23 protein-coding genes and 1 tRNA gene are annotated in these 24,914 nt (G+C 61.6%); 10 read left to right on the top strand and 14 right to left on the bottom strand.

What is annotated here, in order from left to right; all coding sequences use genetic code 11:
* Positions 1–83 precede the first annotated feature (83 nt).
* The 7 genes from WYH_RS01885 (at position 84) to phoB (ending at position 7,351) form a co-directional block, all read left to right on the top strand.
* Positions 84–1,313, top strand: a complete 1,230-nt coding sequence (locus tag WYH_RS01885; RefSeq protein WP_046902476.1) for an OprO/OprP family phosphate-selective porin — start codon at positions 84–86, stop codon at positions 1,311–1,313.
* A gap of 136 nt (positions 1,314–1,449) precedes the next feature.
* On the top strand, positions 1,450–2,496 hold the full coding sequence (locus WYH_RS01880; RefSeq protein WP_046902475.1) for a substrate-binding domain-containing protein: 1,047 nt from the start codon (positions 1,450–1,452) through the stop codon (positions 2,494–2,496).
* An 18-nt stretch (positions 2,497–2,514) separates the two neighbouring features.
* Entirely contained in the window at positions 2,515–3,894 is a 1,380-nt protein-coding gene (gene pstC / locus WYH_RS01875; RefSeq protein WP_046902474.1) for a phosphate ABC transporter permease subunit PstC, read from the top strand.
* Positions 3,887–5,137: a phosphate ABC transporter permease PstA gene (pstA, locus tag WYH_RS01870; RefSeq protein WP_046902473.1), complete on the top strand. Its 1,251-nt coding sequence runs from the start codon at positions 3,887–3,889 to the stop codon at positions 5,135–5,137. The genes pstC and pstA overlap by 8 nt, the downstream gene beginning before the upstream one ends.
* A gap of 32 nt (positions 5,138–5,169) precedes the next feature.
* On the top strand, positions 5,170–5,916 hold the full coding sequence (gene pstB / locus WYH_RS01865) for a phosphate ABC transporter ATP-binding protein PstB (protein WP_082348044.1): 747 nt from the start codon (positions 5,170–5,172) through the stop codon (positions 5,914–5,916).
* Positions 5,916–6,584 carry a phosphate signaling complex protein PhoU gene (gene phoU / locus WYH_RS01860; protein WP_046902471.1) on the top strand — a complete coding sequence of 223 codons (669 nt, stop codon included), beginning with the start codon at positions 5,916–5,918 and terminating at the stop codon, positions 6,582–6,584. Before pstB ends, phoU begins: the two co-directional genes overlap by 1 nt.
* Before the next feature lie 77 nt (positions 6,585–6,661).
* The gene (gene phoB / locus WYH_RS01855) at positions 6,662–7,351 is read left to right on the top strand and encodes a phosphate regulon transcriptional regulator PhoB (RefSeq protein ID WP_046902470.1); all 690 of its coding nucleotides are present in this window, start codon (positions 6,662–6,664) and stop codon (positions 7,349–7,351) included.
* A 13-nt stretch (positions 7,352–7,364) separates the two neighbouring features.
* On the opposite strand, the gene WYH_RS01850 is transcribed toward phoB, so the two are convergent.
* The 4 genes from WYH_RS01850 to WYH_RS01840 all read right to left on the bottom strand — a co-directional run bounded on the left by WYH_RS01850 (position 7,365) and on the right by WYH_RS01840 (position 10,245).
* A complete protein-coding gene (locus WYH_RS01850) occupies positions 7,365–7,862 on the bottom strand; it encodes a PilZ domain-containing protein (RefSeq protein ID WP_169780678.1) in 498 nt (165 codons plus the stop codon).
* A 73-nt stretch (positions 7,863–7,935) separates the two neighbouring features.
* Positions 7,936–8,427 (bottom strand): extensin family protein, encoded by a 492-nt coding sequence (locus WYH_RS01845; RefSeq protein ID WP_328700730.1) that lies wholly within the window; start codon positions 8,425–8,427, stop codon positions 7,936–7,938.
* Complete coding sequence (locus WYH_RS17320; protein ID WP_328700729.1) at positions 8,375–8,659, bottom strand: hypothetical protein; 285 nt, start codon at positions 8,657–8,659, stop codon at positions 8,375–8,377. The genes WYH_RS01845 and WYH_RS17320 overlap by 53 nt, the downstream gene beginning before the upstream one ends.
* Positions 8,660–8,826: 167 nt before the next feature.
* A complete protein-coding gene (locus WYH_RS01840; protein ID WP_046902468.1) occupies positions 8,827–10,245 on the bottom strand; it encodes a sodium-dependent transporter in 1,419 nt (472 codons plus the stop codon).
* A gap of 88 nt (positions 10,246–10,333) precedes the next feature.
* Between WYH_RS01840 and panB the strand changes: the two genes are divergently transcribed.
* Together panB and WYH_RS01830 are read left to right on the top strand one after the other, a co-directional pair.
* Entirely contained in the window at positions 10,334–11,203 is an 870-nt protein-coding gene (gene panB, locus WYH_RS01835) for a 3-methyl-2-oxobutanoate hydroxymethyltransferase (RefSeq protein WP_046902467.1), read from the top strand.
* Positions 11,204–11,262: 59 nt separating this feature from the next.
* Positions 11,263–12,321: a DUF475 domain-containing protein gene (locus tag WYH_RS01830; protein WP_046902466.1), complete on the top strand. Its 1,059-nt coding sequence runs from the start codon at positions 11,263–11,265 to the stop codon at positions 12,319–12,321.
* Here the strand turns inward: WYH_RS01830 and WYH_RS01825 are convergent.
* From WYH_RS01825 to efp, 9 genes are all read right to left on the bottom strand, one after another.
* Positions 12,318–14,120, bottom strand: coding sequence for a tetratricopeptide repeat protein (locus WYH_RS01825; RefSeq protein WP_046902465.1), 1,803 nt, complete (start codon positions 14,118–14,120; stop codon positions 12,318–12,320). The genes WYH_RS01830 and WYH_RS01825 overlap by 4 nt on opposite strands.
* The gene (gene prsR, locus WYH_RS01820) at positions 14,104–15,477 is read right to left on the bottom strand and encodes a PEP-CTERM-box response regulator transcription factor (protein WP_046902464.1); all 1,374 of its coding nucleotides are present in this window, start codon (positions 15,475–15,477) and stop codon (positions 14,104–14,106) included. The genes WYH_RS01825 and prsR overlap by 17 nt, the downstream gene beginning before the upstream one ends.
* Positions 15,477–17,588, bottom strand: coding sequence for an XrtA/PEP-CTERM system histidine kinase PrsK (gene prsK / locus WYH_RS01815; RefSeq protein WP_046904713.1), 2,112 nt, complete (start codon positions 17,586–17,588; stop codon positions 15,477–15,479). Before prsK ends, prsR begins: the two co-directional genes overlap by 1 nt.
* Positions 17,585–18,970, bottom strand: coding sequence for a TIGR03013 family XrtA/PEP-CTERM system glycosyltransferase (locus WYH_RS01810; protein WP_046902463.1), 1,386 nt, complete (start codon positions 18,968–18,970; stop codon positions 17,585–17,587). Before WYH_RS01810 ends, prsK begins: the two co-directional genes overlap by 4 nt.
* 114 nt (positions 18,971–19,084) lie before the next feature.
* Positions 19,085–20,419 carry an amidohydrolase gene (locus tag WYH_RS01805; protein ID WP_046904712.1) on the bottom strand — a complete coding sequence of 445 codons (1,335 nt, stop codon included), beginning with the start codon at positions 20,417–20,419 and terminating at the stop codon, positions 19,085–19,087.
* Positions 20,420–20,470: 51 nt separating this feature from the next.
* Positions 20,471–22,273, bottom strand: a complete 1,803-nt coding sequence (locus WYH_RS01800; protein ID WP_046902462.1) for an SLC13 family permease — start codon at positions 22,271–22,273, stop codon at positions 20,471–20,473.
* Positions 22,274–22,306: 33 nt separating this feature from the next.
* A tRNA-Leu gene (locus WYH_RS01795) sits at positions 22,307–22,392 on the bottom strand.
* A 63-nt stretch (positions 22,393–22,455) separates the two neighbouring features.
* On the bottom strand, positions 22,456–23,274 hold the full coding sequence (locus tag WYH_RS01790) for an inositol monophosphatase family protein (protein WP_046902461.1): 819 nt from the start codon (positions 23,272–23,274) through the stop codon (positions 22,456–22,458).
* Between the two features lie 8 nt (positions 23,275–23,282).
* A complete protein-coding gene (gene efp / locus WYH_RS01785) occupies positions 23,283–23,846 on the bottom strand; it encodes an elongation factor P (protein ID WP_046904711.1) in 564 nt (187 codons plus the stop codon).
* A 92-nt stretch (positions 23,847–23,938) separates the two neighbouring features.
* Here efp and WYH_RS01780 point away from each other — a divergent pair, with 92 nt between their 5' ends.
* Positions 23,939–24,298, top strand: a complete 360-nt coding sequence (locus tag WYH_RS01780; RefSeq protein WP_053833346.1) for a hypothetical protein — start codon at positions 23,939–23,941, stop codon at positions 24,296–24,298.
* Between the two features lie 3 nt (positions 24,299–24,301).
* Here WYH_RS01780 and thiE read toward each other — a convergent pair whose 3' ends face one another.
* Positions 24,302–24,910, bottom strand: coding sequence for a thiamine phosphate synthase (thiE, locus tag WYH_RS01775; protein ID WP_046902460.1), 609 nt, complete (start codon positions 24,908–24,910; stop codon positions 24,302–24,304).
* Positions 24,911–24,914 lie beyond the last annotated feature (4 nt).

Below are 24,914 nucleotides of genomic sequence, written 5' to 3'. Positions count from 1 at the left end.
CCGATTGTCACAAAATTGCAATGAAGCACGCCTAGGCGCGCTGACACATTACGGACACATCCATGTAACTTGTCAGCAATCTTATGATCCACCGCCTCACCCTCGCCTCCATGCTCGCGCTGCCAGTGGCATTGCTGCCGTCGGCCGCGCATGGACAGGCCGATACTTCCAGCAGCGATGCAGCGAAGTCGGCCCCCATCCCGATGCTGGACGAAGGCGCGCCGCGAATCGGCGACAAGAAGGGGTGGAGCATCAAGCCCCGCGGCCGAATCCAGGTCGATCTCGGTAAGATCGATGCACCGGAATCGCTGGATCTGGCGGAGGACTATAACAGCGAGTTCCGCCGCGCCCGGCTAGGCGTGGATGCCACGGCCCCCGGTGGTTTTGCCTTCCGTTTCGAGATGGATTTCTCGGAACATGAAGACCAGATCATGGATGCCTATGCCAGCTACAAGAATGGCCCGCTGCTGATTACCGCCGGCCAGCACAACACCGTGCAAACACTGGAAGAACTGACCAGTTCTCTGTCCATCTCCTTCGCAGAACGAAGCGCCTTCACAGATGCGTTCCAGTTCCAGCGGCGTATCGGCGTGTCCGGGCAATATGTCGCGCAGGACATTCTGGTTCAGGCCGGGATCTTCACCGACAATATCGAGGATCTGGGCGACAGGAATCGAAGCGCGGATGTGCGTATCGCCGCGATGCCGCGCCTGGGCGATGTGCAGCTGCATTTCGGCGGATCGGTCCATTACGCCTGGTACGAGGATGGAACGGATCTGCGTTATTCCGCGCGTCCGCAGGTGCATTCAGCGCGCAACAAGCTGGTCGATACCGCGCGCTTTTCGGCCGAGAGTGAATTGGGAACAGGCCTGGAATTTGCGGCGATTCGCGGGCCGGTCCACGTTACGGGTGAAGTCTATCGCCAGCATGTCGATCGCGGCCCCGGCATGGCCGACCCGACTTTCTATGGCGCCTATGCCGAAATCGGCCTGTTCCTGACGCCGGGTGATTCGCGCCCTTATTCCAAGGGCAGTTTCGACCGGATCCGACCTGTTCGGCCTGTAACCCAGGGCGGACCGGGCGCGTGGCAGGTCAATCTGCGTTACGATCATCTGGACCTGTCGGATGGCGATATTTCCGGCGGACGGCAGAGCAGCTACCGCGCCTCGCTGATCTGGACGCCCAGTGCCCAGACACGCCTGATGGTGGATTATGGCCGACAGAAATATTCGGGTGCCATATTGGCCGAACCGGATGGCAACAGGGCCTACAATGTCGATTCGCTGGTGATGCGAGCGCAACTGGATTTTTGACAAGAAGGCAAAGCATCGCGAAAGGGCCGGAACACACAAGGGCGCCAATTCGGTGGCCCGATGTCAAACCGTCGTCTCTGGACCGTAACAAAGCCTTCCTAGCTAGCCCCTGCGGCCTATCTGAAAGGTTCTTCCGATGATCAAGAAACTGCGTCTTCCGTTTGTCGCGCTTGGTGCGCTCGCCCTGGCTTCCTGCGGTGGTTCGGCCGATGGCGGGGGCACGCGCGAATCGATCCGCGCTGTCGGCTCCTCGACCGTCTATCCCTTCGCGAAATCCGTGGCGGAAATGTTCGCCCGTTCGCACCCGGAATATAAATCCCCGATCATCGAATCGACCGGCACCGGCGGCGGCGTAAACCTATTCTGCGAAGGTCTGGGCGCTGACACGCCCGATATCGTGAACGCGTCACGCCGCATGAAGCCCAGCGAATTCGCAACCTGCCAACAAAATGGCGTGGGAAAAATCACCGAAATCCAGATTGGCCTGGACGGTATCGCCTTCGCCTCATCGAAGGGCGGCATTTCGATGAACCTGACGCCGGAGATCGTTTATCGCGCCCTCGCCGCCAGCCCTTATGGCGAAGAGCAGACAGCCAGGACCTGGAGCGATGTCGATCCCTCCCTGCCGAACGAACCGATTCTCGTTTACGGCCCCCCTTCCACGTCCGGCACCCGCGACGCGCTGAAGGAACTGGTGCTGGAAAAGGGATGCGAAGCGAATCCCGCGATGGAAGCGATCAAGGAAAGCGACGAAGCGCGCTTCCAGCAGATCTGCACCGAAGTCCGCTCCGACGGATCCTATGTCGACCAGGGCGAGCAGGATAATCTGATCGTCCAGAAGATCGAAGGGAATCCGCAGGCCGTCGGGGTTTTCGGCTTCTCCTATCTTGAAGAGAATGCCGACCGCGTGCAGGGCCTGCGCATGAACGGCGTCGAACCGACATATGCCAATATCTCGAACTTCTCCTATCCGGGCGCCCGCCCGCTCTACATCTATGTGAAGAACGGGCATCTGGATGCGATCCCGGGTCTGCGCGATTTCATCGCCGCATGGGCGGATGCTTGGGTCAAGGACGGTCCGCTGACTTCGATCGGACTGGTTGCCAATCCGGACGATGCTGCGGCAAAGAGCGCTGCGGCCGCCACGGAGTTTACTCCGCTGACCGCTGCTGATTTCGAATAACAGGAAAATGCCAGCCTGATGTCGCCCGCAATTCTGTTTCTACTGGCCCTCGGCCTCGGTATGGCCGGGTGGCTGGCGGCACGGGCACGGGCCTGGAGTTTCCGTCGCCGCGATCCCAACCAGCGCCTCGCCGCGCTGCCGTCTCATTACGGCTGGTATGTGGCGGCGTGGATCGTGGCGCCGGTGATTCTCTTCGCCGCGATCTGGGGCGCCGTCGCGCCGGAGCTGGTCATGCAATCTGTGCTGGCCCATCCCGCCGCGGCGGAGCTGCCTGCATTCGGCATGCAGCGGCAGACGATCCTGGCAGAAGCTCGCGCTGTTGCCACTGGCGCAGCACAGGGCGTTTTCCGTCCCGAAGCGGCAGCACTGGTCGAACCGTTCCGCGATGCGCTGTCCCGCTATAACACGATCGGAATCGGGGTGAGCCTGATCATCGCCTTTCTGGGCGGCACTTGGTCATTCCTGCGCCTGAAACCGGATTTCGCCGCGCGGACCAAGGTGGAACGCATGGTGATGGCGGTTCTGCTGCTTGCCTCGCTGGTCGCCATCCTGACCACGCTCGGCATTCTGATCAGCCTGGTTTTCGAGACGATCCGATTCTTCGGCATGATCAACCCGATCGACTTCCTGTTCGGCACCCATTGGGGGCCCGATCCGATGAGCAGCGAGGCCGATCCATCCCGCTATGGCGCGCTGCCGCTGTTCTGGGGCACTATCTATATCGGCGCGATCATTGCCATGCTGGTCGCCATACCGCTCGGCATGATGAGCGCGATCTATCTGACGCAATATGCCAGTCCGCGCTGGCGTTCCTGGCTCAAGCCGACGCTGGAAATTCTCGCCGGCGTCCCGACCGTGGTTTATGGCTATTTCGCGGCCCTGACCGTGGCCCCGGCCGTGCGTGACATCGCCCTGTCCATCGGCATCAGCAACGCCTCCAGCGAAAGCGCTCTGGCCGCGGGCGTGGTCATGGGCGTGATGATCATTCCCTTCGTCTCTTCCATGGCGGACGATTCCATCGCCGCCGTTCCGCAAGCCATGCGTGACGGCAGCCTGGCAATGGGCGCCACCACGAATGAGACGATTCGCAAGGTTCTGGTCCCGGCCGCACTGCCCGGCATCGTCGCCGGGGTCATGCTGGCCGTCAGCCGCGCAATCGGCGAGACGATGATCGTGGTGATGGCTGCCGGCGCGGCCGCCAATCTCACCGCAAATCCGTTGGAAGCCATGACCACGGTGACTTTCCAGATCGTTGCCATGCTGACCGGCGAGGGCAGTTTTGACCATCCCGCGACGCTGAGCGCATTTGCACTCGGCTTCGTGCTGTTCCTTGTCACGCTGGCGCTCAACTACATCGCCCTGCGCGTCGTAAAACGGTTCCGCGAAGCCTATGAGTGACCATGTCGCCCCCACCCGCACGGCCGCTTTCGAGAAGCGCCTGAAGAAGCGTTATGCGGCGGAACGGCGATTCCGGATCGCCGGGCTTTGCGCGGTTCTGTTTTCCGTCGCGGTTCTGGTGTTCCTGCTGGCAACCATGACGATCAACGGCATCGGCGGTTTCCAGCGCGCGGAACTGCGCGTTCCGGTGGATTTCAGCACCACGCCGCTGGCAGTTGCTTCGTCAGGCGAAACTGCCGGGGTGGCCATCCGCTCCCTGCAGACGCAGGGCCTGCCGGAAATTGTGCGTTTCGGTGCAGAGCGCGCATTGGGTGCAGAAGGCGCTGCCCACCTCAACAATGAAGCATGGCGCATCGTCGCGCGGGAGATCATCGCCGATCCTTCCATCATGGCAGGTGAAGCCGAATTCTGGCTTCCGGCCGGAGAGAATCTGTCTGCGGCGCTGCGCGGCGACGGCAAGCCCGAACTGCAGCCACTGGCTCGGGACCTGGCCGATCGCGGATTGCTCGATAATCGTTTCGATCCCGGTTTCCTGACCCGTTCGGACGCAACAGACCCGCAATTGGTGGGGATATGGAGCGCGCTGAAGGGCTCGATCCTGACCATGATCGTTACTCTGGCGCTGGCCTTCCCGATCGGCGTGCTTGCCGCGCTTTACCTGGAAGAATACGCACCGCGTAATCGCTGGACCGACATTATCGAGGTGTCGATCAACAATCTGGCCGCCGTGCCTTCGATCATTTTCGGTCTGCTGGGCCTGGCCGTGTTCCTGGCGATTTTCCCGCATTTCCGTTCTGCCCCGCTGATCGGCGGCATGACACTGGCGCTGATGACCATGCCGGTGATCGTGATTTCCGGCCGCAATGCCATCAAGGCTGTGCCGCCATCCATCCGCGACGGTGCAATGGCGCTGGGCGCATCGCCCGTCCAGGTCGTTTTCCATCACGTCCTGCCGCTGGCTCTGCCCGGCATTCTGACCGGCACGATCATCGGCATGGCGCGCGCCCTGGGCGAAACTGCGCCGCTGCTGATGATCGGCATGCGCGCCTTCGTCGCCACTCCGCCCGATGGATTTACCGATCCTTCAACGGTGCTTCCTGTGCAGATTTTCCTGTGGTCCGACGAAATCGATCGTGGTTTCGTTGAACGGACTTCCGCGGCGATTATCGTGCTATTGATATTCCTTCTGCTGATGAATGGCCTTGCCATCTATCTGCGTAACAAGTTCGAGAAGAAGTGGTGACCGAACCGACTGCCGAAAATGCCAGCGCCAAGATGCGCACTCGCGATGTCAACGTCTTTTACGGGGACAAGCAGGCGATCGATTCGGTCTCGATCGATATTCAGACCGAATATGTGACCGCCTTCATCGGCCCGTCAGGCTGCGGCAAGTCCACCTTCCTGCGCACTCTGAACCGCATGAACGACACGATCCCCGCCGCCCGCGTGGAAGGGTCGATCGAGCTGGACGGAGAGGACATCTACCGTTCGCGAATGGATGTGGTGCAATTGCGTGCACGGGTGGGCATGGTGTTCCAGAAACCGAACCCCTTCCCCAAATCCATATATGACAACATCGCTTATGGGCCGAAGATCCACGGCCTGGCCGAAAGCAAGGCCGATCTCGACGCCATTGTCGAGAAATCGCTGCGCCGCGCCGGCCTGTGGGACGAGGTGAAAGACCGGCTGGCCGATTCCGGCACCGCCCTTTCGGGTGGCCAGCAGCAGCGCCTGTGCATTGCGCGCGCAATTGCTGTACAGCCGGAAGTGATCCTGATGGACGAACCATGTTCGGCGCTGGATCCGATCGCCACGGCGAAAATTGAAGAACTTATTGACGAATTGCGTGGCAGATATGCCATCGTGATCGTGACCCATTCCATGCAACAGGCCGCCCGCGTTTCGCAGCGGACTGCATTTTTCCATCTGGGCAAAATGGTGGAATACGGCCACACGTCAGACATATTTACCAATCCCCGTGAAGAGCGGACCAAGGATTACATTACAGGCAGATACGGTTGATGGCAGAACATACGGTCAAGGCGTTCGACGAGGACATCACCCGCCTGCGCGGATTGATCGCCGAAATGGGCGGCTTGGCCGAAGTCGCCATCCAGGAAGCCATGGAAGCCCTCGTCAATGGTGACGAGGAACTTGGCGAGCAGGTCGTCGCCCGCGACAAGAAGCTCGATGCGCTGGAAACGGAAGTCGATGCGATGGCGGTGCGTATGCTCGCCCTGCGCGCGCCGATGGCGGATGACCTGCGCGAAATCATCGCCGCGCTTAAGATCGGCGGCGTGATCGAACGAATCGGCGATTATTCCAAGAATATCGCCAAGCGGGTTGGCCGCATTGAAGGTCGTAACCGGCTCGAACCGCTGACGCTGATCCCGGCCATGGGCGAACTTGCTGCCGAAATGGTGCATGACGTGCTGACCGCCTATGCCGCGCGCGATCCGATCGTTGCCCGCGAAGTGATCGAACGCGACAGCCGCGTCGATGCTTTCTACGACAGCATTTTCCGTAATCTCGTCAGCCACATGGTGGAAAATCCCTCCACCATCAGCACGGCGGCGCAATATCTGTTCGTCGCCCGCAACCTGGAACGCATTGGCGACCATGCGACCAATGTTGCCGAAATGGTGCACTTCGCTGCGACAGGCGCATATCCAGACGATATTGACCGCTGATCGGGGTGTTGACCCATTTCTGTCGCAAGACTGTAATATGACAGTGGTTATGGGCTTGCACGAAAGGGGATAACATCGTGTCCGCGCCCAAACTTCTGCTTGTCGAAGACGATCTCGCTCTTGCCGAACTGCTGGAATACCGTTTCGAGAGTGAAGGCTATGATGTCCGCGTTACCGCCGATGGCGATGAAGCCCTGGTCCTTGCTTCCGAAGACGCTCCTGATCTCGTCATCCTGGACTGGATGATCGAAGGCACAAGCGGGATCGAAGTGTGCCGCCGCCTGCGGCGCGACAAGACCACCGCCCATGTCCCGATCATCATGCTGACTGCGCGCGAAGCGGAGGATGACCGTGTGCGCGGGCTGGAAACCGGGGCGGACGATTATCTGACCAAGCCGTTTTCACCGCGCGAATTGCTGGCCCGCGTGTCCGCCGTGCTGCGCCGGGTCCGCCCTGCCCTGGCCGGGGAAACGATCGAGGCTGGCGATATGCGGCTCGATCCCGTCGCCCACCGCGTGGAACGCCGCGGCCGCCAGTTGCAGGTCGGACCGACCGAATATCGCCTGCTGAAATTCTTCATGGAACATCCGCGCCGGGTCTTTTCGCGCAGCCAATTGCTCGATGCAGTCTGGGGCACTGGCAGCGAGATCGAAGAACGCACGGTGGATGTGCATATCCGCCGCCTTCGCAAGGCCATCACCATCGAACACGGCAAGGATCCGATCCGCACCGTCCGTTCGGCCGGTTACGCTCTCGAACCCGTCTGATCTTCCTTTGCCCTCAGCCAGCCAGGGCCCGTTCAACCACCGTGATCGGCCGTGAGAGGATATTGAAGACCGTCTCGGCAACAGCTGCCGCCGCCGCGCCGGCGATTACGACGATGGCGATGAATTGAAACGCCCTGGAAAAGCGCGCGCTGCGTGCCTGCCTTTCTCCCATGCTCGGCCGATATGCGGCTGCTGTTTCGGGCTTGCGCGGCGCCGCACGGCGGTCATTCGCCCGCCTCGCAACTTTCGTGGGCTCCTCCAACTGGGACAGCTGGATACGGTCCTGCGCGCGCATGCCAAAACGATCGTAACCGGCCCAGACGATGCGGCCGACAACCACATATGATCCGCGGCGAATTTCGATATAGGATCCGGATGGGGGAGGTTCATCGCATTCAGCCATCAGCCCGCGCGAGGAAACATTGCGGATATGCGCATCATCCCAGCCGGAATCGCTGCGAAACCGGACCGTGATATTGACCGTTTCGCGTGGTTCGCGTGGCTTGTTCACGACCAATCGATACTCCCCACACGGAGCGATACTGGCGATTGATAAACAATAAGTTAGCTAATCAGTCGTGGTGTTACCGGCAGACACTGCCCAAATTGCGCTCTTCCTGGTCCATATGGAAGTGATCGGCATGTGCCTCGTTATAATCGGGCGAAAGAACCGTCCCGAATATACTACAGGCTCTATCGCGCACGCGGTGAAGGAATTGCGCGGCATCCCCCGCGTCATCCCAGTCGCTCAGCACACTGACGCGCCGGCCGTCCTCCAGAACGAAGGCCGCAATATCGATGGCATTGCCTGTGGCGTGTTCGCTCCAGTTGCCCGTGGAGCGGCCATAGAGCCGGCGGCAGCTATATGTCCCCAGATGTTCGATATGTGCCACTGGAGAGCCGAGCAATTCGCGCGCTGCCGTATCCACAGCATGCCGCAACCACAGTTCCAGCCCGGCAGCCACCGCACAGGTGGTGGCCGGCTGGCGGGGGCTCAGCGGAGTTTCTGCCAGAACGGTTCGGTCATCCCGTAGGCAGGCCCCCCTCGCCCGCCGGTTCCAGCGCAGCGAATTCAACTCCGCTGCGTTCCAATACGGCGCGGCACGATTGCGGATTGCCCCGTAGATCGGCCAGCTTTCGCTGGGTCGCCCAGCCAGGAGGATCGTTCAGATTCAGCGGGGCCCAGGGATTATGCTGCGGATGATCCTCCAGCCAGGCACGGCCGGCCAGCAGCAATGCAGCCAGGGCCAGAAGGGCGATCAGAAATCGCTCCAGCCTGAAATGGCCGATCTCCGTGGAAATTCTCATCCACAATGAAAGTCACTCGGCCTCGGAATGATCCCTGCATTGCGGTCCCCATGATTACCCGCGACGCGGCGTCCAGCCAGACGGCCAAATGGGCGATGCCGGATGATGGCGAAACGCCACTACGCCCGAATCTCTAACCTGGAACGCCCCCGCAGTCAGACACGCAATCAGGCAAAGAGATCGGGAAAGATGCCGACAATGGTGATCGCAGCAAGAGCCAGCGGGCAGGCCCAGCGCACGAGGAAACGCCAGAACAGATGCAATCCGCCAGACAGGCCGTTCTCCGAATCGATCAGCTTCTGATCCGCGATCCAGCCGACGAAGATGCAAGTCAGGATCGCCGCAATCGGCATGAACAGCTTTGCCGTCACCCCGTCCAGCGTGTCGAAGAAATTGGTTTCCGCAAAAAGCGGGATGAAGCCGAGCGGGCGAAAATCGGCCAGCATGTTGAAGGACAGCGCCGCCAGCGAACCCAGCGCCAGCGCACCAAGCGCAACCAGCGCTGAACTGACGATGCGCGTCAGCTTGAATTTCTCGATCATCCAGGACGTGGGCACTTCCAGCAAGGCAACCGAACTGGTCAGCGCGGCAACGGAAACCATGATGAAGAACAGGATGCCCACCAGCGACCCGCCCGGCATGGACTGGAAGGCGTGCGGCAAGGTCTGGAACATCAGGCCCGGACCGGCATTGGCCGGCAGGCCAGCGGCAAAGACGATCGGAAACAGGCACAGGCCCGCCAGCAGGGCCACGGCCGTATCGGCGCCGGAAATGATCGCGGAAGTGCCGGCCAGATTGACGTTCCGGCCCACATAACCGCCATAGGTGATCATGCCCGCAACGCCGAGCGAAAGGGAAAAGAAGGCCTGCCCCAGTGCCGCAAGCATCACGGGGCCGGTCAGCTTCTCCGGCTCGAAGGTGAAGAGATAAGTCAGGCTTTCCGTGAATTCACCGCCGAAAGCGCCGTAGATCGTAATCCCGATAAGCAGGAAAAAGAAGGCCGGCATCAGCCACACGGCCATTACCTCGATCCCGCCGGAAACACCGCGCGCGACGAAGAAATACGTCACTGCAAGGAACAGCAAATCCAGCCCGACCATCAGCGGCCCATTGCCGAAAAGCCCCGGCAACAACGCCTCGATCTCCGCCGGATCGCGCCCTTCGAAGGCGCCGCCGGTTATCCCGGTCTGAACCAGATCGCTGAAGAAGATACCCACATAATAGAATACCCAGCCACCCACGACGCAATAGAAGCTGAGAATGAGGAAGGCGGACAACACGCCGAGCGAGGCCAGCACGTCCCAATGTTTCGAAGCCCGTGATTCCTTGGCCAGGCGGCGCACGCTTTCCGGAGCGGAGGACTGGCCGTGCCGGCCGATCAATGTCTCTGCCAGCAGGACGGGCAGGCCGATAAGCACCACGCACAATATGTAGAACAGCACGAAAGCGCCGCCGCCATTATTGCCCGCTTCCGCAGGGAAACGCCACAAATTGCCCAATCCGACCGCGGAACCGATTGCCGCCAGCACAAAGGCCGTGCGCGAAGACCAGCCTTCCCTGCCACCTGTCGACCCCGTGATTGCCATGTCGTCTCCGTTGCCCTGAATCCCGTCAAAGTCTCTGTTGCAACGAAATGTGGCTCGCGTCGAGAGCGCCATTTGCTAGAAAGCCGTCATGTCCACTACCTTCCAGCTCGATACAGCGACCAGCCGCGCCAATCCGACCCCTGCGCCGATGCGCCGGCTGACCGTCCCCGCCATTCGCGCGCGCAAGCAGGACGGCGTTACCGAAGAACCGATCGTGATGCTCACGGCCTATACGGCGCGGCAGGCACAATTGCTGGATGCGCATTGCGACATGCTGCTGGTCGGGGATTCGCTGGGCCAGGTAATCTATGGCCTGCCTTCCACCATTCCCGTGACGATGCGAATGATGGCCGATCATGCGGCGGCCGTGGTGCGCGGCAGCTATCATGCGGTGGTCGTGGTCGACATGCCCTTCGGCTCCTACGAAGCTTCGCCGCAGCAGGCATTCGACAGCGCGGCCATGCTGCTGAAGGAAAGCGGCGCCGCCGCGGTAAAGCTGGAAGGCGGAGAAGCGATGGCGGAAACGGTCGCCTTCCTCAATTCGCGCGGCATTCCGGTGGTCGGCCATGTCGGCCTGACGCCTCAGGCGGTCAACGTGCTGGGCGGATATGGCGCGCGCGGGCGCAGCGATGCCGAAGCGGAAAAGATAGTCGGCGATGCCAGGGCGTTATGCGATGCAGGCGCCTGCGCCATCGTAGTGGAAGGCGTGGTGGAACCGATCGCCATTGCCGTCACCTCGGCCGTGTCCTGCCCCACCATCGGTATCGGCGCTTCTGCCAGATGCGATGGCCAGGTATTGGTGACCGAAGACATGCTGGGCATGTTCGAACGCGTCCCGCGCTTCGTGAAACGTTATGATGATATCGCCGCGAATATTGCCAGCGCGGCCGAACATTATGCAAAAGAAGTACGCGATCGCAGCTTCCCCGGTGCGGAACAGACATACCAGCCGAAATAGGCTAGAGGCCCTGCTCGCAACTGATTTGCGCGGATATGCGCCCCCGGAAAGGACCAGAATTGCTTCGCTTCTATCGCGGCTCGATAGCCTTCACCCTGATCTGTCTTGGTCTGGCCGCCTGGTATGGCTGGGCCTCTTCAGGCAGCTTGCAGGATACGCTTGCCATGTTGTGGATCGTGGCCGTGCTTTCCGTGCTCGAAGTCTCGCTCAGCTTCGACAATGCGGTGGTAAACGCCACCGTGCTGAAGGAAATGGACGATGTATGGCAACGCCGTTTCCTGACCTGGGGCATGGCATTCGCGGTGTTCGGGATGCGCGTGGTGTTTCCGCTGGCCATCGTCGCCATTGCCGCCGGACTGGGGCCGGTGGAAACGATACATCTCTCTTTGAACGAACCGCAGGAATATGAACGGATCGTCTCTTCCGCCCATGTCGGCATTGCCGGCTTCGGCGGTGCCTTCCTGTCGCTGGTCGGATCGAAATTCTTCTTCGATGCGGACAAGGACGTGCACTGGATCGCCGTGATCGAGCGGAAGCTGTCAAAATTCTCCCGCGTTCCGGCTGTGGAGATCGCCCTGCTGCTGCTGACCATGTTCGGAATTTCGCTGATGCTGGAAAATGGCGAAGCGCTGACTTTCCTCGTCGCCGGCATGCTGGGCATCGTCACCTTCGTGGCGGTGGAAGCGATCAGCACCATCCTCGAAATGCGCGAGGAAGCGGCGCGGGCACGCGGCGCGATCGTGGCATCGGGCCTGGGCGGCTTCCTCTATCTCAACGTGCTGGATGCCAGTTTCAGCTTTGACGGCGTGATTGGCGCCTTCGCGCTGTCCAACAACATGATCGTGATCGCGCTGGGCCTGTCCATAGGCGCGATGTTCGTCCGTTCGATGACGATCATGCTGGTGAAGAAAGGCACGCTGGCTGAATATCGCTTCCTCGAACATGGCGCATTCTGGGCGATTCTGGCGCTGGGCGCGATCATGCTGCTGTCTTCCCGCTTCCACATTCCAGAAGCGATTACCGGGCTGATCGGCGCGGTCCTGATCGGCGTTTCGCTGTGGTGGTCCGTCCGCCATAATCGCCGCCACCCGGAAGGCGCGGCGCCGCCCATGGGTTAACGCCCGGCAAGCGTGGTGGGGCGTGAAAGCGCCTCCGCTTTGGCGAACAATGTGCGGGCGGATTCGTTATCTCCGCCCACGCGGTCGATCGTGCGGGCAAGAACCGCCGCCACCGCGCCATTGGCGCGCTGCAGACCATAGGCGTGGGCGGCATTGCTGCGCGCCGCAGAATTGCCCCCCGTGCGAAGCTCCGCAGCGGCGAGGTCAGCCAGCAGATAGGGATCTCTGCCCCCGCCGATGCGGCTGGCATGAAACAGCAAGTCCTGCGCCCGGCCCCAATAGCCGTCATCCGCCAGGAACTGGCCGAGCCATGAAGCCATGATGGCATCGCGCGGATTACCGGCAAGATAGGTTTCGAGCAATTCGCGCGCCCGGTGACGTTGGCCCGCCGCAAGCGAGGCGGCCACCATGCGCTGCACCAAAGGCCGGTCGAAACGGATTCTTGCCGCTTCTGCATAGAGCGGCAGGGCATCGCCGGGGGCGCCGGCCAGCAAGGCGACATCTCCGGCCAGCACCTCGATATCGGCGGAATCGGGATAGCGTTCGATCAGCTTTGCGGCGTGGCGGCGCGCCTCTTCCGCGCGCCCTTCGGCCAGCAATTTGCGCAGCAGAGGCACGGCCACCTCGGCCCTGTCGGGATCATCGCGCCAGCGCCATATCGTCAGTTCCGCAGCCGGCCCGTTGGGCATCACATGTATCCCGGTCGGTCGGCCCGCCGCGGCCCTGTCGAGATAGGGCGCCGCTTCCGCCCGCTGGCCCATCTGTTCATGGGCGCGTCCGACCAGCGTCAGGAGATAGGGGGAGGCATCATCCCGGTCTGCCAGCGGGGCGAGCCGGGCGATGACCACATTCGCTTCACCATTGGCCAGCAGGGCGCGGCCAAGAAGTTCCTTTGCCGCGACATTATCGGGCTGCATCCGGATCAGCCGGTCGAACTGTTCCATGGCGAGGCGCGCATTACCCATCTGCATTTCGAGCACGCCGTTGAGCAGCATCCCCGCCGGCAATTGGTCGAATGCGCCGTCCGTGCGCCACATCAGTTTGCGCGCAAGGTCTGTCTTGCCAGCCCGGGCCGCCAATACCGCCTGAAGATAATAAGCGCGCGGATTTCCGCCATCGAGTTCGATCATCCGGCGCACGGTGCCGAGCATGTCTCGCGCTCGCCCCGCTTCCCCCAAGGTCGCGGCATATCCGCCCAGCAGGCCAAGATCGTCCGGCGCGATTTCAAGCGCCCTTTCATACCAAGGCAAAGCCGCGATCAGCCCAGCCGAATCCCGTTCCAATTGCGCGCGGAATTCCAGCGCGCGGGGATCCTTCGGATCTGCTTCGAGCGCCTTTACGGCGGCGTTCAGCGCCTTGTGATGCTGCCCCGCGCGATAACGCAAACGGCCGATATCGACCCAGAGCGTGGCACTGCCCTTCCCCTTTTCCAGCGCGCGATCGAAGGCGGCGCTTGCCGCATCAATATCGCCTTCCGCCATTTCCAGCCGGGCCAGCGCATGGAAGCCCTGTTGCCAGGTCGCATCGTCGAACTCGCCGGGGCCGAGCCATTCCCGGGCCTGGTCCAGATCCCCGGCAATCAGTTCAGCCTCGCCCATAAAAGCGGCAACGCTGGCACGCGGTATGCCCGCATCGAGCGCCTGCTTCGCGGCAACTTCGGCGGCAATGCCATCACGCCGTTCGATCGCGGCCCGCGCTTTTTCCAGCGCGGCAACGCCCGGTCCCGCGGCCGAAGCCGGGGCAAGCGCCAGCAAAGCCAGCGCCGAAAGCAGGATGCGTCTGTCAGCCCTGCAGATCATATTGCTTCAGCAGGTCGTAAAGCGTGGGGCGGCTGATCCCCAGCAATCGGGCCGTGCCCGAGATATTGCCCTCGCTGCGCGCCAGCGCATGGCGAATGATCCGGCGGTCCGTCTGTTCGCGCGCGCTCTTCAGGTTGAGGACGTCATCCTCTTCCTCGCCCTCGCCCAGATCCAGATCTTCTGCGCCGACCAGCTTGCCATCCGCCATGATCACGGCGCGCTTAACGCGGTTCTCCAGTTCGCGGACATTGCCGGGCCACGCCCAGCCATCGATCGCCGCCAGCGCATCGGGTGCAAAGCCGGTGACCTGCGGGTTCATTTCCTTCGCGAAACGCTTGAGGAAAGCCTTGGCCAGCAGCACTGCATCGCCGGGCCGTTCGGCAAGGGCCGGAATCTTCACGACCACTTCGGCGAGCCGGTAATAAAGATCTTCGCGGAAACGCTGCTCCGCGATCATCGTCTCCAGATCCTGATGGGTCGCGCAGACGATCCGCGTGTCGACAGCAATGGATTTGCGCCCGCCAATACGTTCGATCGTGCGTTCCTGCAGGAAACGCAGCAGCTTCACCTGCAAGGGCAGTGGAATGTCGCCCACCTCGTCGAGGAAAAGCGTCCCGCCATCGGCCTGTTCGATCTTGCCTTCGGTGGTTTTCACCGCGCCGGTAAAGGCGCCTTTTTCGTGCCCGAACAGCTCGCTTTCCAGCAGGTTTTCGGGGATCGCTGCGCAATTGATGGCAATGAAGGCGCCGTCGCGCCGGGTGGAGGCATCATGCAGCCCGCGGGCCAGCAATTCCTTGCCTGTGCCGCTGGCACCCAGCAGCATGACCGACACATTGGTATTGGCAACGCGTTCAATCGTTCGCGCCACCCGTACCATTTCCGGTGCCGCAGTGATCATTCCTCCCAGGACGCGATTGCCCTCCCCCGCCTTGGCCGCAAGGGCGCGATTTTCCGCTTCGATCTGATGGAGTTTATAGGCGCGCCGAACGATCAGGCCGAGCTGTTCGATATCGACCGGCTTCTGGTAGAAATCATAGGCACCGCGTTCGATTGCCTGCAACGCGCTTTCCCGCGCGCCATGGCCGGATGCCACGATCACCTTGGTGTCGGGTTTGATCGCCATGATCTCGTCCAGCACGGCGAAACCTTCGCTTGTGCCATCGGGATCAGGCGGAAGGCCGAGATCAAGCGTGACGACAGCCGGTTCTTCAGCACGCAGCGCAGCAAGGGCGCTCGCCCGGTCGCCGGCCAGCACGACCTCAAAATCGTCGTAAGCCCATTTCAGCTGCGCCTGCAGGCCCTGATCATCCTCGATAATCAGCAGTTTGGGCAGCACCTTCGTTTTGCTGTCAGGCATTATGCCACCTCGCTGTCCTTGTTCATGATCGATCGTTTGAGCGCTTCCATTCCGGCGAGCGGCAAGTGCACCAGAAAGCGCGTGCCCAGGCCTTCGCGGGATTCCACATCCAGCGTGCCGCCCATTGCACGGATCAGCTCACGCGCTTCGAAAGCGCCGATGCCGAAACCGCTCGGCTTGGAAGAATGGAACGGCTTGAACAGCCGCGTACGCACGAATTCGGGGCTCATCCCGCAGCCTGAATCGACGATTTCGATGACGGCATCGGTCGCTTCGCGGCGAATATCGAGGAAGACGGGTGAAGTGTCTTCGCTGGCATCAATCGCGTTCTGGACGAGGTGGACCAGCGCCTGTTCCAACGCTTCCCTGTCGCCAACGATCGTGCAGGGTTCACGCTTCACCTGCACGACCTGACTGCGATTGGCGAAACGGGCAGCCACATCGGCAAGCAGCCGCTCGACAGGAATTTCAACCCGCGCTTCCCCGCCCTGGCGGCCATAGCGGCCAAGCCTGGCCAGCAAGGCCTGCAATTTGTCCGAACTATTGCGCAAGGTAACCAGCATGTCTGCGCGAAATTCAGGTTTGTCGGCGTGCTTTTCCGCATTGCTGGCCAATAGCGAAAGCTGACTGGCGAGATTCTTGATGTCATGCATGACGAAAGCGATGCGGCGATTGAACTCGTCGAAACGCTGCGCCTCCCCCAGCGCGTCCTGGCTGCCCTGTTCAGCAAGATAGCTGGCCAACTGCCGCCCAACCACGCGCAGAAGGTCAAAATCTTCCCAGTCCAGGCGCCGCGTTACCGGGGGCCGGGCCAAGACCACGACGCCCACCAGCCGTTCGAAATGCAGCAACGGAACCAGAGCCCAAACACTCTGTTCCTCCATCAGCCAGGCCGGGCTTGCCGCATCGGGAACTCCGGTCAGACGCCCTGCCCGCAGATCATCGAGATCGAGAATGAACTGGCTGTTCTCGAAGAATGATGCACCTTCAGCCTCGATCGCCTCCGCAGGCACTTCGATGGCCGGCCATTGCCAGCGCGCATCGAGCCCCAGCCCGCCATCCTCGCGCGGGGTCAGCAACAAGCCGCATGGACTATCGGTAATATCCGCGACCGACTGGACCACGCGTTCACGCAATGGCGCGGCGGTCGGTGCCGCCCGGCCGATCGTATCGGTGAAGCGCAGCCATTCGGTGCGATAGTCATAACGATGCTGGAACAGATGTTTGGAAAGAGTAACCCGCAGCCACCCCCGCAGACGGCGAGACGGCAATATGGTCAGTATCGCCGCGGTGGCCATGACCAGGAAACCGAGCTGGACAAAACGCGCCAGATCGCTGCCGACATAGGCCAGGCCCTGCGCCACCAGCACCATGATCATCAGATAGGCGCCAATGACCAGCAGGGAAAAAGACTGAAAGGCGAAGGATCGCGACGGGCTGAAACGCAGGCTGCCACTCTTGCGGATCAGCCCGCCGGCCAGAAGCCCGACACAAACGAGCAGCGCAGCGGCGCGGAATGCAGTGAGTGTCAGGGGAATTTCGCCCCCGAGATAAGCCACGGTCGAAAGATTGAGATCATACAGCCAGATTGCCGCGAGAGCCGCAGCGGGCCAGCGCAACGCCTCACGCGCCTGGGCTGAAGCGCCGGCATAGAGATTATGCACAAGCACCAGCGCGCCGACGCAGAACAAAAGGCGGAAAGTGACCGAAAAGCGCAGGATCAGTGCCTCGGCCGGGACGACACCCGCATATTGCGCCTGTCCCACGATCAGTGCGAGACGGAGCATTTCAACGAAAGCGAGCGCGAAAATGACCGGGCGGATCGGCCTCACGCTCTTGTCGCGCTCGTCATGGGCGAAGAGGCGATAGAGCATCCACAGCCAGGCGAGATAGGACAGGCTCAGCAGTCCGCCCGTAACCGGGGCCATTATGCCCAGCCCGACCACCGAAAGCGCCCAGGCGGAGGACAAGACCAGGGCGATCGCCGCCGCCGTGATCGCCGGGCCGCGTTCCCGCCCGCGCGGCAGCAGCCAGCCGGCCAGTGCCAGCGATGCAACCGCCGCTATCAGGTGAAGCAGCTGGGTCAGGGCGAAGATCGGCGTCAACGTCACCGTGCGCCTTCCGGCCACAGGATTACGCGCAATGTCTGCAACAGAATCAGCAGGTCCAGAAATGGCGTGTAATTCTTGGCGTAATACAGATCATATTCGAGCTTCGCCCGCGCATCCTCCACCGAGGCGCCATAGGGATAGTTGATCTGTGCCCAGCCGGTAATGCCGGGCTTCACCATGTGCCGTTCGGCGTAATATGGCAGTTCCCGTTCCAGATCCTCGACGAATTTCGGCACTTCGGGGCGCGGGCCGACAAAGCTCATCCGACCGTTCAGCACGGTCCAGACCTGGGGCAGCTCGTCAATCCGCACCTTGCGGATGAAACGGCCGAGCCGCGTGATGCGCGGATCGTCCTTTTCCGCCCATTTCGCCCCGCCCGCTTCTGCATCGGTTCGCATCGAACGCAGCTTGAGCACCGTGAAGGGCTCACCATACAGGCCGACACGGGTCTGACGGAAGAAAGCCGGCCCCTTGCTGTCCAGCTTCACCAGCAAGGCGAAAACAAGGATGACGGGCAGTGTGATGGCCAGCAGCAAGCCGCTGGCGCAAATATCGAACAGCCGCTTCGCCACGCTGGAAAGGGCACGGCCGGAAGAAAAACCGTCGGAAAAGATCAGCCAGCTGGGATTGAGCGTGTCGAGATCGACCCGGCCCGTCTCCCGTTCCAGGAAGCTGGAAAAATCATTCACATGCACACCGGCGGTCTTGATCCGCAGCAAGTCCTTCAACGGCAGGGCATTACGCCGTTCCTCCAGTGCCAGCACAACTTCGCTGACGCCGAGATTGGCGACAAAACGCGCCAGGTCGTGAATGGCGGAACGCTGGATGGCTTCCTGCACAATTGGTGCGTTTTCGCTCATGCCGACATAGCCCACGATGGCGAAGCCGCTCGTCTGTGCCTCTCCCAGTTGCTTGAGGCGCTGCGCACGGGGCCCGGCCCCAAGGACCAGCACCCTGCGCCGGAAGGCCGAGTTCCCCAATATCCCGCCCACAACCAGGCGGTTGAGAACCAGCAAGGCGATGGACAGCCCCATCGCGTAGAGCAATGTGGAACGCCAGAAAGTGTTGCCCGGCAAAAGCCAGTCGAAGAAGGCCAGCGCGATGATCGACAGGCTGACTGCCACCAGCAGCCGCGCACCCGCAAAGCGCATGGAACGCAGCGCATCGGAACCATAGACGCCCACTGCGATCATTGCAGTCTGCACCACGACCGCAAAGGCCGTCAGCATTCCCAGCCGGTCTTTGAGCAGCCCGGCTTCCATGCCGATCTGTGCTGCACGCAAGGCCCAGGCCAGATCTCCGGCCAGGAAAACCAGCACGAAGTCGATCAGGCCCAGCAGCAGAACCGCATGGGGGACGTAATGTTTGAAGAGCCTTATCATCGCTCCAGCCAGCCACGTCCGCCCGATCCGGCGAACGCATCCCGGTTAGGGACGAGAAGTGAAATGTCGGTAAACTTTACACCCCGAAAGGTCAGGCAATCCGCCCGTTACTGCCTATTGCGGTGCAAGAACATTCATTGAAATTGCCGCAAGACTTTCCGCAGCCGTGGCGATGACCTTTTCCGCATCCGGCGCCCAGAGCGCACTGTGCAGCGAAGGCAGGTTCTTTTCCCCGGCCTGTGCCGCTTCGTAATCCTCCAACGGCACGCCGCCGACCCAGAACAGCAAGGACTGCACATTGTCGGGATCGGCACGGCGATAGCGGGCAAAATCTTCTCCACCCATCACCGGCGCAACCTCCTTGACCCGATCTGCCCCGAAACGCGTGGTCAGCACGCCCATCGCACGCTCGGTGAATTCCGGCGAATTGTAGACGGCGGGCGTATAGTGATCGGCAAATTTCACTTCCGGCAACATGTCCTGCGGCAATCCGGCCACCACGCCTTCGCCGCGGGCAATCCGTTCGATCCCGTCCCGCAGCAATTTGCGCGATTCGTCGGAATAGCTGCGCACGGTCAGCTGCAATTTTGCGTCGTCCGGGATGACATTATGCTTGGTCCCGGCGTGGAAACTGCCAACCGTCACCACGGCGGGTTCGCCAGGATTGCTTTCCCGGCTGACAAGGGTCTGCAAGCGGGAAACGATCGCACTGCCCAGGACGATCGGATCCTTTGTCATATGCGGATAGGCGCCGTGGCCGCCCTCCCCATGGACCGTGATATCGACGGAATCGACATTGGCCATGGCATAGCCCGGCACATAGCCGATCATGCCCGCCGGATATTGCGCGGCATTGTGGAAGGCCAGCGCATAGTCAGGCCTGGGAAAACGCTGATACAGGCCATCTTCCAGCATGGCCCTGGCGCCCTGCCCGATTTCCTCTGCCGGCTGGGCAATCATCACCAGCGTGCCCTGCCAGTTTTCGCGATTGCCGGATAATAGCTGCGCCGCCCCGATCCACGCGGTCATATGCGTATCGTGGGCACAGGCATGCATGATGCCGCTTTCAACGCCGGATTCGGGGATGCCGCGATCGAGCGAGGCGAATGGCAGGCCAGTCTGCTCGTTCACCGGCAGGCCATCCATGTCGGCGCGCAGCATCAGCACTGGCCCCTCCCCATTTTCCATTACCGCGACCACGCCGGTCTGCCCGACACCCTCCGTCACATCGAAACCCATCTCGCGCATGAGCGAGGCGAGCTTTGCGGCTGTCTTTTCTTCCTGGAAGCTCAGTTCCGGATGCGCATGGAGATCGCGATACAGCTCCATCAGGGCGGGCATGTCCGCCGCCAGTTCCGAACGAAGATCCTGTGCCGCGACCGGAGAAGATGCGAGCAAGATGGCGAGCGGCAGCGTTGCTGCGCGGAAGGCGGTTCTCATGCAGCGCATCATGCCAGAGGGGAGCGGCTGCGCAAGGCGCAAGGCCGCGTTTTCGCCCGGCTACATGCCGTAGGTGAGAACCAGCAATCCGCTGAGCGTTGCCGTCATGATCAGGACCAGCGGTACCCCGGTGCGCAGATAATCGCCGAAGCTGTAATTACCTTCCGCCATGATCAGCATGTTCGTCTGATAGGCGATGGGCGTGGCGTAGCAGAGATTGCAGCCGAACAGCACGGCCAGGATCAAAGGTTCGCGCGGGAGGCCCAATTGGTCCGCAATGGCGAAGGCAATCGGCGTGCCCACCGTGGCCGCCGTGGCATTGGAGGCGAAATTGGTCAGCAGGGTCACGAAAAGCATGATCGCCGCCAGCACGGCCGCCGGCGGAAGATGTTGCAAGCCGGAAGCCATGACCTCCCCCAGCCAGCCAGCCGCACCGCTTTCCAGGATGATGCGCCCCACTGCGATACTGGCCGCAACCAGCACGATGACCCGCCCGGAAAGTGCCCGGCCCACACGGTCAAATTTCACGCAGCCGGTGATGAACATCAGTATGGCGCCAGCCAGCGCCGAAATCGCAATTGGCAATAATCCGGCAGAGGCCAGCGCAATCGAACCGAACATGATTGCACCAGCCAGAAGCGCGCGGGAACGGCGCGGCATAACCTTGGCGCCTTCGAGCTGGAGCAGCCCATCCGTATTGGCGAAATCTTCAAGATTGGCCGCCCGGCCCATGACGAGCAGCACGTCGCCTTCTTCCAGCCTGATATCGCCGCGCGGATCGTCCGGCCCGGTCTTCATCAGACGGTCGGGCTTGTGAATGCCCAGCACGGCAACGCCATAAAGATCGGCAATGCCCGATGTCGCCAGGGTCCGCCCCTGGATCCGCGAATCCGTGGTCACCACCATTTCGATGACATGGACATCGTCATGCCGGACAGAGGCATCCCGGTGGATCTTGTCCACCACCCAGCCCGGCGCAATCTGGCCGCGCAATACGCGTATAGCCTCTTCAAGCGCCTCATGCGTGCCGGAAACGGTCAGGCGCTGGCCGGCTTCGAACACGCCGTTGGGACGTTGTTCGAAGCGGAAATCATTGGGTAGCCGCTCCACCACTTCATCGAAATGGCGGCCGACAAGATCGCTGCCCGCCGGCACACGCAGCCGCGTGACGAAACGGCGCCTCGCACGCGTGACACCCGATCGGTTGTCCTTCAGCAAGCGGGGCATGACAAGCCAGAGATAGGGCAGCGCCACCACGGCCGCCGCAAGCACGATCGGCGTATAGTGGAACACATTCATCTGCGGCATGCCCAGATCGCGGGCGATTGAAACGACCAGCAGATTAGTCGACGTGCCGATAGTGGTGGCCATGCCGCCGATCAGAACCGCGGCATTCAGCGGGATCAGCGTCTTGGATGCGGGCATGGCGCCGCGTTCAGCCAGCGCCACGAAGATCGGCAGCAACAGCACCAGAACCGGCGTATCGTTGACCATCATCGACAGGCAGAATGCCAGCAACAGGGATACAAGCAGCCCAAGCTGGAGATTGACCTTGAACACTTGTTCCAGGAATCGGGCCGCCGGTTCCAGCGCGCCGGTAACCACAAGCCCCCGGCCCATGATCATCAACGAGCAGATGGTGATCAGCGCGTAATGGCCGAAACCGGAAAAGGCGAGCTGCAGCCCATCTGTCGGCCCGGTATGCGGTAAGGGAAAGAAATAAAGCCCAACCGCGATCACGGCGATCGTCATCAGAGAGACGATCTCGGTCGACAATTTGCCGCGTGCAAAGGCGATGAACATCGCCAGCGTCACCGCCATGGCGGCGATCGCATGGGGGGTTGGCGTTTCGATCACATACATTGACGGCGGGTTCCCGTTTCATGCGGGAAAAGCTGGTGCCCCTGGCCAGACTCGAACTGGCACTTCGCGAAGAAACTCGATTTTGAGTCGAGCGCGTCTACCGATTCCGCCACAGGGGCTCCCGTCATCAGCCGCGATTAGCCGGGCCTGACGGCGCATTCAAGCAATAGTACCCGGCGCTGTTATTTAAGCGCGCCGGCCACCAGCTTGTGCAAGCGGGAATGAAGCTGGTCATTCCCGGCCACGATCTGTTCGGAACAGATCGGGTGTGAACGGCCGCGATAGTCGGTCACGAAGCCGCCCGCTTCGCGCACGAGCAGGCAGCCGGCAGCCGTATCCCAATCCGACAGGTCGCTTTCCCAGAAACCATCGAAACGCCCGGCGGCGAGCCAGGCGAGGTCGAGGGAAGCCGCGCCGAACCGGCGGATTCCCGCCACTTGCGGACCGACCGCACCGAAGATCCTGGCCCATTCACCGAAATCGCCATGCCCCTGATAGGGCGTGCCGGTGGCGATCAGCGATTCGGAAAGCTGGCGTCGGCCCGAAACGCGCAGACGCCCGTCATGCAGCCAGGCCCCGCGGCTCTTTTCCGCCCAGAACGTCTCGTCGGTAATCGGCTGATAGATCACTCCGGCGACGACATCGCCCCAGCCCGATCCATCCAGCTTCGGTTCCTGCGCGGCGATGGAGATCGCGAAATGCGGGATACCGTGGAGGAAGTTGCTGGTACCGTCGAGCGGGTCGATGATCCAGCGCGGCTTGGTGGGATCGCCTTCGATCACACCGCCTTCTTCCAGCACGAATCCCCAATCCGGGCGCGCGGCGCGCAATTCGTCCCAGATCGTGCGTTCGGCCTGACGATCGGCCTTGGACACGAAATCGGATGGCCCCTTGTGGCTCACCTGGAGATGCTCGACCTCACCGAAATCGCGCCGCAACTTGCCGCCCGCCTTGCGCGCGGCCTTTTCCATTACGCGAATGAGACCTGAAATGGCTGCCATCGTGGTTCTCAGCCCGCCTTGCCGACATAGGTGCGATCATACACGTCGACCACGATGCGCGTTCCGCTCTCGATATGGGGCGGCACCATCACGCGGACGCCATTTTCGAGCACGGCCGGCTTGTAGCTGGAAGAAGCGGTCTGCCCCTTCACCACTGCATCCGCTTCCACGATCGTGGCTTCGACCTGTTCGGGCAACTGGACGCTGATCGGTTTTTCTTCCCACAGTTCCAGCATCACTTCCATGCCGTCTTGCAGGAAAGCGGCCGCATCGCCCAGCAGATCGGACGGCAGCATGATCTGTTCGTAAGTATCCTTGTCCATGAAGACGAGCATGTCTTCTTCGGCATAGAGATACTGGAAATCCTTGGTGTCGAGCCGCACCTTTTCGACCGTGTCGGCGCTGCGGAAGCGGACATTGGTCTTGCGGCCATCCTGCAGGTTCTTCATTTCGACCTGCATGTAGGCACCGCCCTTGCCGGGCTGTGTGTGCTGGATCTTGGCGACTTTCCAGATGCCGCCTTCATATTCGATTATGTTGCCGGGACGGATGTCCACGCCGCTGATCTTCATCGCCATTACCTTGGTATGCGGGAAATGTGCGCGCGCACTAGCCGTTGCTTGCGTTCATGGCAATGCAAGCGCGCACGCGCTAGAGAGCCAGCATGAAGCATCGCCTTATTCTTTCCCTCGTTTCGGCTGCTCTTGCGGCCGGGCTCGCCATGCCCGCCGGCGCCGAAGGCCCGATCGGTACGGTCGAACGCGGCACATATGTGTGCGAATTGCCGGGTGACGCCAACGGTCCGCGCGGCCGGATTCTTGAAGGTCAGGGCTTCACGATCAAAAGTGCATCGCGTTACACCACCGATAACGGACATGGCACATATCTTCGCCGCGGGGACGAACTGGTAATGACCAGCGGGCCGCACAAGGGTGATCGTTACGCGGTGATTTCGGCCAGTTTCCTGCGCAAGATGGAAGATGGCAAGCCCGGCCGGATCCGCTGCATCCGCAAATCGCGCTGAACCCTATAGGCGGGCCGCAAAGGCGCGCACGGCGGCGGCTTCATCGCCGTTCCAGACCGCGCCCGAAACAGCCAGGAAATCGGCCCCAGCTTCCACCAGAGGGCCGCAATTTTCCGGCGTGATTCCGCCAATCGCAACGCAGGGAATTTCAAACAGACCTTGCCACCAGGTCAGCAATTCCGGTTCAGCCCTGTGTTCGCTCTGCTTCGTCCCGCTCGGGAAGAACGAACCGAAGGCAACATAGTCGGCCCCTGCGTCTCCGGCCTCCATCGCAAGGTGGCGGCTGGCATGACAGGTAACGCCGATCTGGGCTTCCCTGCCGAGAATTTCGCGCGCTTCCCGCGCATCGCCATCACCCTGACCCAGATGGACCCCGTCTGCCCGCAATCGCTTGGCGAGCGAGATGCTGTCATTGACGATGAAGGCCACGTCCCGTTCCGCACAAATGGCCTGCAGGGGCTCGGCAAGCCTGGCCGCTTCGTGCTGGTCCACATCCTTGACCCGGAACTGGAAGGCCGCGACCGGGCCGGCATCCAGAGCTTTTTCGAGACGGGCGGGAAAATCGCCACCCACATCCAGCGGCGAGATCAAGTAGAGCTGACAATCTGACATGCCA

The organism is Croceibacterium atlanticum (assembly GCF_001008165.2).
GTDB lineage: Bacteria > Pseudomonadota > Alphaproteobacteria > Sphingomonadales > Sphingomonadaceae > Croceibacterium_C > Croceibacterium_C atlanticum.
This window is presented reverse-complemented; position numbering and strand designations above follow the sequence as displayed.